Source organism: Shewanella sp. SM95, assembly GCF_025653595.1.
GTDB lineage: Bacteria > Pseudomonadota > Gammaproteobacteria > Enterobacterales > Shewanellaceae > Shewanella > Shewanella oncorhynchi.
In genome coordinates, this window is record NZ_JAKKSE010000047.1 from 1 (window position 1) to 7453 (window position 7453).

Genomic DNA, 7453 nt, shown 5'->3' on the forward strand with positions numbered 1-7453 from the left:
CTTGTCCAGATTGACAAGTGGTATCCGTCTAGTAAGCGTTGTAATTGCTGTGGTCACGTAGTTGATTCTCTACCGTTACATATAAGGCATTGGACTTGTCCAGCGTGTGAAGCGCGCTTAGACCGTGATACCAATGCCGCTATTAATATCAAAGCCGCTGGGCAAGCGGTGTTAGCTTGTGGAGCGTAAGTAAGTCCCGATTGTTCTAATGAACTTCGGGCATAACGCCTTGAAACAAGAATCCCCTTCGATAGGGAGGGGAGCAGTCAATTAGCGCTCTGATTCTCTATTACTCCAAGTAAAGAAGTGCTTTTGCTTGTGGGTAATGGTCATCCAAGGACGATATTCAGTCCCCTTGTTCTGTGAAAGTCTGGTATAAATCTGCATTACATTCTGTAAGTATTGGATTTTTACCGTGGCAGTTTTAGAGTTGTAATGACCAACCGCCTCCCACACCGACTGACCTACGTTCAATTCTGACATACGGCGCAGCAATACGTCAGCGGCAGCAGCAACGCCAGTACACGTATCCTGGGCCACTTGACGCCAATCAGGGTAGCGCGACTTAAACCATGTCTCCGTATACTGAATCGTGTTGATTTGACCAACGCCCAGATCAAACGAACCATTCTTATTCTGAACAATCGCCCCACGTCTGCCGCCCTCAGCAACCAGTACCGCGAGTAATAAGTCTGGGTCGATAGGCCGAGCAGCTTTAGCAATACAAAACTCAAGTTCCTGCTGGGGTACTCGATAGCCATTACTTAAGTAAGTGTCGTTCAAATCTGCAATAGTTGACATGTTGTTTGTGTTTAAAAAAGTGTGTAATATCGGCGAGTATAACACGAGATATTTATTAGAGAAGCATTCGAATGGCATTCAGCGGCGCAACGATTTTGGAATCATTGGTTAAGAATATTAAAGCCAACAAATTCAGTTTTTTAGATTCGCTTAAAAACAAGCTAAAAAACAAATCGCTTGCGGATAACTCTCGAAAACGGAGAGGTCTTGATCCGGTAATTGTCTCCGTGGTGTCGGTATCTGTCCTTGCGTATTTTATGTATTCCGGCGGTGTCGATAGATTTATCTTGTGGTACAAACTGGCGAGTAATGCAGACAACGCGTTGTTAACTGATCCTGTCAATGTTTCTATTCGCTCACTCGACACATTGGCTGCAGCCAATCCTGTGGCCAAGTCGAATTTGACTGTGCAATTCGATGGGGTGACCACTTACCTTGCCGACGATACAAAATTTAAAATCAGCCTCGTGTTTACTGATTACCCTGACTGCGCTGTCGTTATTGACGGGTATATGGCTGAGACCACTGGCGGAATTAAAGAGGACAGCAAGGCTCACGTAAGCTGCTTATTCTACGAAAGAGAGTCAATTTTTGGCACTATTCCACTCACGAGCATTACCACTATACAGAAGCCAGGCCAAGACAATGAAGTGAACTCCGAACAACGTAATCAGCGTAAGTATCTCGTAGATGCAGAGCCCCTTCCCATGGCCAAAATGATAGGTTGGAACCAACTGACATCCTCCGAGAAAATCAAATTTGGCAGAGAGTAGTTAAGGAGTACCTATGCTGTCAGTTTTGCATATCAATGACCTTTACATCGTTTTAGAAAATCTAACGTCCAACCGAATCCCTGCGACCTATATCTCAGAATTTTTGCCGGAAGCGAAAATACCAGCAATTGTGTACCTAATTGACCGAGGACGACTGGTGAAATTATGTCGTGAAAGAGGTCAGATTGTGGGATTTGAAGCCTGTTCAGTCAGCCAGTTTTCATGGATGCACACCATGATCGCCGCGACAACCACAAATCAAGTGGCTTGTTTATAAAGAAATATTCCAAAAATTTGCCAGAAAAAAAGTGTGTGGCTTAATACTCATAACAGTAAAAACAAAGCGATTACGTTATGAAAGCGAGTCAGTACATACAGTTAGCTATAGCCAACAATCGGCAAGTGACCGTTCCTGAGATAAACATCGAAAAAATGCATATTCAGTATGTTATCGATGAATCGGGTTTTGACCTTCCCAGAGACCAGTTAGAAGCCTACATGCTCAGTGTTTACGCTGCGACAGGCTTGTCATGGAGCCCAGGTGAAAATCTGCTGTATTTGGCGCTGAATGACGAAGGTCAGATTGAAACCAAACTGACCTATATCGGCGGTCTGGATTTAGCGCTGCAATCGGGTGAAATTCAAGCATATCAGGCATGGGCCATTCGAGAAGGGGACTCTATTCGAGTTTTTAACGACAGAATGCCACTGGTCAGCTTGGTTGGCTTATCACCTAAACGTGGCGAATTGCGTGGCGGTATTGCTTCAGCGCTATTGCCATCAGGCGAATACGTGTCCTTTGAGATTGACCAAATTGAACTGGAATCTGTAGCTGAGAACGGCTCAGAGGTTTGGCAATCAATCTACGTCGATGAAATGGTAAAGAAGCAAGCGCTTTGGCGCCTATTAAACCATGTCGCGATCACTGCATTTGACGGCTTTTATAACACCCTTACGGCGCATTGTGAGGCGTTAAGGCCAATCCGCAAAATTGAAGCACCGACCAAGAAAACAAAGTTTATGGCTGCTGGCGTGGTAGAAACATCAGCATGTCGTTTCGATGCACTATTTGACTAAACCAGAGGTTTTTATGAGTACCAGATACACCTCGGCAGATGCCGCACACTACGTTCAACATCTCTGTGTCGAATTTGATACTGCATACCCTAATAACAATTTTCCGTACTCGGAGCTAAACATTTTATTTGCTCAGTTGCAGCGCCTGTTAATGCTCAATCCATCCCAAATTGGCTGGGTAAATATTCATAGCGTTTTTGATGTCATGACTGAGTTGACACAAGCACAAATCAGCCTCAATCCGAACCGCAAGCAGGCATCTATTCTGTTAGGGGCTTACTACGATAGTGGTTGGTTAGGGGTGCAACTGTGCTGGACATACCGTGGTTACCGTGACGCGGCGGCAAAGGCGGGGATCATCCGTTCTGCACGACCTGTGATTGTGTATGAAGCCGATGATTTTCAGTGGATTGACTCTTTTACTCCACCTCGCCACCAATATGACCCATTTAGCAAGAATCGTGGAAATATCCGCGGTGCCTATTGTGTAGCAGAGCTCGCTGGTGGCGGTGTGTGCGTAACACATTTCACCTTTGATGATCTCATGACGACCTTTGAACATCGTCAGGTGGCCACAAGAGCTTGGAATGAATTTTTTGTAGGGATGATCTTAGCTAAAACAGTGAGACTTTCCGAAAAAGCATGGTCAGAAGCGGCTTAAGAGGCGAAAAATGGAATTACAAGTAAAGCCGACAACCCGTTTAAAAACACCCTTCACGATTGCGTCTAACGTGACATCTACTTTCACCGTTGAGGCGTATGTTGAACATGACTCGATAACCATTGCCACTAATTCGGTTAATCAAGGCGTGAAAGCGCTAGAAGTGATCCTGCGTGACAACAACTCCGTGTGGGAGGTCATTCAAAATCGATTCGCGGTGTGGACTCAGCATTTTATTCAGTTAGGGGCTTACTTCTTACAAGAAGGGACGTTGCCGCTCCCAGCGACTAAAGTGAGTGAGCCATTAGAGATACTGAAGTCGATGCCGGAAATCTGTGCCGGTGATTGGATTGTAGAAAGCGGTACTAGCCAGATTTTTACGCTGGTTAAAGATCAGGGAAAGTTAAGTGTATTAACCACGCATCACTGTGAGAGCTTCCATGTTTGCACCAAATTGATTGCATGGTTTGTGGGCCAAGAGCAAGTCACGTCTGCGATGTTTGAGGAATCAAATAGCGGTTATCTCATTTTGGACGTGGCAGAGGATGGGGAGCCATTATCGCCCAAGTTAACCCCAAGTCTGAATGCGCGTAAAGCATCTGCAGGGCGATCACTCGCTGCACTGCGTCATTTGCCCTCGGTTGATATTCGGGTGCCGGTGATGGCTCCTTTGCCAAATATCGACGTGCTGGCCAAGATGCCGACAGCCTATGAAGTGCTGAGCAAAGTTAGCGCCTTACAGCGCAGAGTCGTGGCGATTGGGACTGTGGTGAAATCGAACCAGACAAAAGAAATTATGGGGAACACGTTACAGGGTTTGGCGGGTTTAAGAGACTCTGGTTTGTACGATGTAGAACTCATTCTAAAAGGTAAAAAATTGCTTCGTTGGAAGTATCTGTCAGAGTGATTGGACATCAAGAGAGGTCAACGTGAACGCAAAGCAAATCAAAGTGTATATGGGGCAGCATCAGCCATTTGCGAGCCAATTCCCGCTAACGCTAGGCAGTGGAAAGATTGTCAGTGAGTTTAAGATGGAGTGTAAGTGTGGTGAAGAATTTAAGGATGAATTAGTTAGGGGCAGTATTCATCTCGTAGAGAGTGACATTCTCTATCGTGGAATCGGTATCTGCGATTCATGCCACAAAATCGTGTGCCTAAGCGGCACGGCTACCATGAAGGGGGATGATTTTGAGCTTGAGCCGGACCCATTTGTTGTTCAATCACTGTTTAACCAATAAGGCGCCTAGTATGACCAGGCTGAGTTCACTCGCATTACTTATGCTTTCCTTGTCCATTACTAACGGTTTGGCTGCGGCCGACCTGAAGTATCACCGTGAAGATTACCCGCATTGGAGTGATCTGGATGGCAATGGTCTCAATACGCGCCACGACTTACTCGCTACACAATCCACGGTTAAACCAAGTTTTAGCCGTGATGGTAAAACCGTGACTCGGGGAAGATGGGTGTCACCTTGGACGGGGCAAATCTATCTCGATCCCTTTGCGCTCGATGTGGATCACACTGTACCGCTTGGCTATGCCCATGCCCGAGGCGGTAAATATTGGGATCGCTATCAGCGTGAGATGTTCGCAAACGATGTGAGAAATCTGCAGGTAGTCGAAAAGGGATTGAATAAAGAAAAAGGATCTGCGGGGATCACCGAGTGGTTACCGCCCACCAATCAGTGTCAGTATATCTTGCGATTTTACCGGATCATGAAAACGTATCATCTAAAATATTTCACTAAAGAAGAACCACGGGCGCTGGCGCTGGTAGCTCAGTGTCAAAGGGGGGAAACGTGGTCAAACTTGTTGGAGAGTAATACTTTTCACCAAGTTAAGTTTGATACTGAGTATTAAAGGATCATACTGAAAGGCAGCGCTCACATCGCTGTACTGCCTTTTCTAAATCGTTTATGCCCCAAAACGAGCTAGCAGACTGCGCTCGACTAACACCGGCACTCCATGTTTGACCAAATGTTAGTAATGCTACAGAGTGGCTATTTAATGGTGGCGATTCAATCATCCCTTTAACCACCGCGCTGTTGCAAAAATGCTGGCTGACGGTGAATTTGAAGGCTACCCGCCCTAAGCAACTCAAACATCAACGCGCGTCAGCGCGGTTGTCACAACTGCGTCCAAGATGACGTTATGGTAAATAGGTATTCTGAAACGCTGTGGGTCTTGTAAGTCTTCTGAGAAAGCCTGAATTTGCACCAGAAATTAGGATTAAAAATGCGACTGTGACATGTGTGCCATTTTTTTATCATTTCCCTTCTCTGAAACCCTTGTGTGGCAACGTATGTGTATCAGAACGTTTTCTTTTGCTACGATGCATATTACATCTTGTATATATAGCGCAGTGTGACAATGAATGATTTGGTTCGTCTGTATCTATTGGAAAATGGTCCCAGTTTAAGCTCTGAGATAACGGAATATCTAATTCTTTCTCATGGGTTAAGTTCACAAGCAGCTAGGCAGCGGGTTTCTCGAGCGACACAGGACATACTGCGTTTAGAGCTTTCATTTCCTAGACGTGCCAAGTTTTTATTTCTCAGAGAACAAGCTGGAACTGGGCACTATTGGGGTCGTTTAAGCGAAGCACTTCTGTCCTGTAATTCAGCATATGGATTTGCCATTTCAGCTATTGAAGAACGTGGGGGCATTATCCCAAGATGCCATTTTGAGATTATCTGTGGTGCCCCTATCAAGCAAAAGAAGCATTTGTCTGCAAATACCGTTCTTACTCGACTGTTTAATACAAACCTCCTTAAGGAGATAACTGTAGATGGTGTTGGCGCATGTGTTTATCTAGGGCTTCATGCTAATCATGTTCAATCACTAATACCGCATATGAAAGCTAGACTTTTAGCGGAAGACCTGTTGTTGAGAGGTATAACTACATGGCTGAGAAATCTCGGCTTTGTATCGTATAATCAAGTAAAAACACGTTCAAATGAACACAACCCAGTAGTCAGTACTACTGCATGGGATTTAGCTGCACCATCATATCTAAGCCCTTTGGTTAGCGGTGAATCGAATGCTGGAACGATTAAATCAGGTTTCGTTGTGTGTGATATTTTGCTCAATAGCGAGGTTAGTGAAAAAGGTATTCAGCCATTTATTCAAAAACTCAATTCTTTACGAAGTCTTAAAAATGTAGGTAGACAGCTATTTTTCTTTTTTGCTTCTTCATATTCTGAAAGTGCCTTTAATAAATTAAAGGCAACAGGAGTATCTCCTGCCACTATTTCGTCGGTGTTTGACAAAGAGGTTAATAGCGGGATGAAGGAGCTAATAGAACTCCTGTCTCAAGTGTCAAGAGTGGGGGCTTCAGGAGAAAAGTTAGATATCATTTTCAAAACGCTGGGGAAGGTAGAAGGAGCCGCAAGTCGCTTAAGGGGCGCGTTATTCGAGCACGTTGTTGCTGAAGCCATGAGAGCTACTGGGTATAACGGGGTGGAACTTAATAAGTTTTGTAGGGACGTTAATGGAATTCAGAAAGAAGCAGATGTTGTTGCTTCAAACAATAAAGAAGTGCTTTTTATTGAAGGGAAAGGATATAACATCAACAAACAGGTTACAAAAGATGAGATTGATTATTGGCTGATTGAGCAAGTGCCAGTATTTTATAAATATTGCTTATCTCATCCTGATTGGAAAAACAAAAAATTTATATTTGAATTTTGGACATCTGGAGCCTTCTCTGATGAGGCGTTAGCTCGTCTTAATAATGCTAAAAACGCGACAAAAAAATATCAGATAAACTATAAGAATTATAATAACGTCTTGTCCTTTATTGAAGAATCCAATACCCCTGCTTTATTAAAGACGTATAAAGAACACTTTTTGAATTATCCTATGAAACTGTAGGTTTTATTAGTAATGGTGTTGTAGTGATGTGATGGACGCCTCAGCACCTAAGCTTGCAGTATTATGCCAAGCTTAAAGCTGACAAATAGTTCTGGAGGTTTCCATCATGGATATTAAAGTTATTGGTATCGATTTAGCCAAAAATGTTTTTCAAGTTTGTGTTTGTCTTATGGATAACTCTGTCATGAGTAACAAAAAGGTTAACAGAAACAAGCTGCTCGATAAAATTAGACAATTCCCCGAAGGTAGCCTTATTGCTATGGAGGCC

10 protein-coding genes and 1 pseudogene are annotated in these 7453 nt (G+C 44.0%); 10 read left to right on the forward strand and 1 reads right to left on the reverse strand.

What is annotated here, in order from left to right:
• On the forward strand, window positions 1-189 hold a 189-nt coding region (locus L5M29_RS23350; protein WP_263169791.1), incomplete at its 5' end, for a zinc ribbon domain-containing protein.
• An 81-nt stretch (window positions 190-270) separates the two neighbouring features.
• On the opposite strand, the gene L5M29_RS23355 is transcribed toward L5M29_RS23350, so the two are convergent.
• Entirely contained in the window at window positions 271-801 is a 531-nt protein-coding gene (locus tag L5M29_RS23355; protein WP_086903608.1) for a lytic transglycosylase domain-containing protein, read from the reverse strand.
• 71 nt (window positions 802-872) lie between these two features.
• Between L5M29_RS23355 and L5M29_RS23360 the strand changes: the two genes are divergently transcribed.
• The 9 genes and pseudogenes from L5M29_RS23360 to L5M29_RS23400 all read left to right on the forward strand — a co-directional run.
• Entirely contained in the window at window positions 873-1574 is a 702-nt protein-coding gene (locus L5M29_RS23360) for a hypothetical protein (RefSeq protein ID WP_259563903.1), read from the forward strand.
• A gap of 13 nt (window positions 1575-1587) precedes the next feature.
• Window positions 1588-1851 carry a hypothetical protein gene (locus L5M29_RS23365; RefSeq protein ID WP_259563902.1) on the forward strand — a complete coding sequence of 88 codons (264 nt, stop codon included), beginning with the start codon at window positions 1588-1590 and terminating at the stop codon, window positions 1849-1851.
• Between the two features lie 77 nt (window positions 1852-1928).
• Window positions 1929-2651 (forward strand): recombinase RecT, encoded by a 723-nt coding sequence (locus L5M29_RS23370; RefSeq protein WP_011711518.1) that lies wholly within the window; start codon window positions 1929-1931, stop codon window positions 2649-2651.
• A gap of 13 nt (window positions 2652-2664) precedes the next feature.
• Window positions 2665-3312, forward strand: a complete 648-nt coding sequence (locus tag L5M29_RS23375) for a recombinase RecT (RefSeq protein ID WP_259483845.1) — start codon at window positions 2665-2667, stop codon at window positions 3310-3312.
• 10 nt (window positions 3313-3322) lie between these two features.
• Window positions 3323-4219 carry a hypothetical protein gene (locus L5M29_RS23380; RefSeq protein ID WP_208660758.1) on the forward strand — a complete coding sequence of 299 codons (897 nt, stop codon included), beginning with the start codon at window positions 3323-3325 and terminating at the stop codon, window positions 4217-4219.
• Window positions 4220-4241: 22 nt separating this feature from the next.
• On the forward strand, window positions 4242-4550 hold the full coding sequence (locus L5M29_RS23385; protein WP_208660757.1) for a hypothetical protein: 309 nt from the start codon (window positions 4242-4244) through the stop codon (window positions 4548-4550).
• 10 nt (window positions 4551-4560) lie between these two features.
• Complete coding sequence (locus L5M29_RS23390; RefSeq protein WP_254803683.1) at window positions 4561-5172, forward strand: DUF1524 domain-containing protein; 612 nt, start codon at window positions 4561-4563, stop codon at window positions 5170-5172.
• Window positions 5173-5682: 510 nt separating this feature from the next.
• Window positions 5683-7185 carry a hypothetical protein gene (locus tag L5M29_RS23395; protein ID WP_259483843.1) on the forward strand — a complete coding sequence of 501 codons (1503 nt, stop codon included), beginning with the start codon at window positions 5683-5685 and terminating at the stop codon, window positions 7183-7185.
• A gap of 106 nt (window positions 7186-7291) precedes the next feature.
• Window positions 7292-7453 (forward strand): annotated as a pseudogene (locus L5M29_RS23400) (IS110 family transposase); the annotation flags it as partial.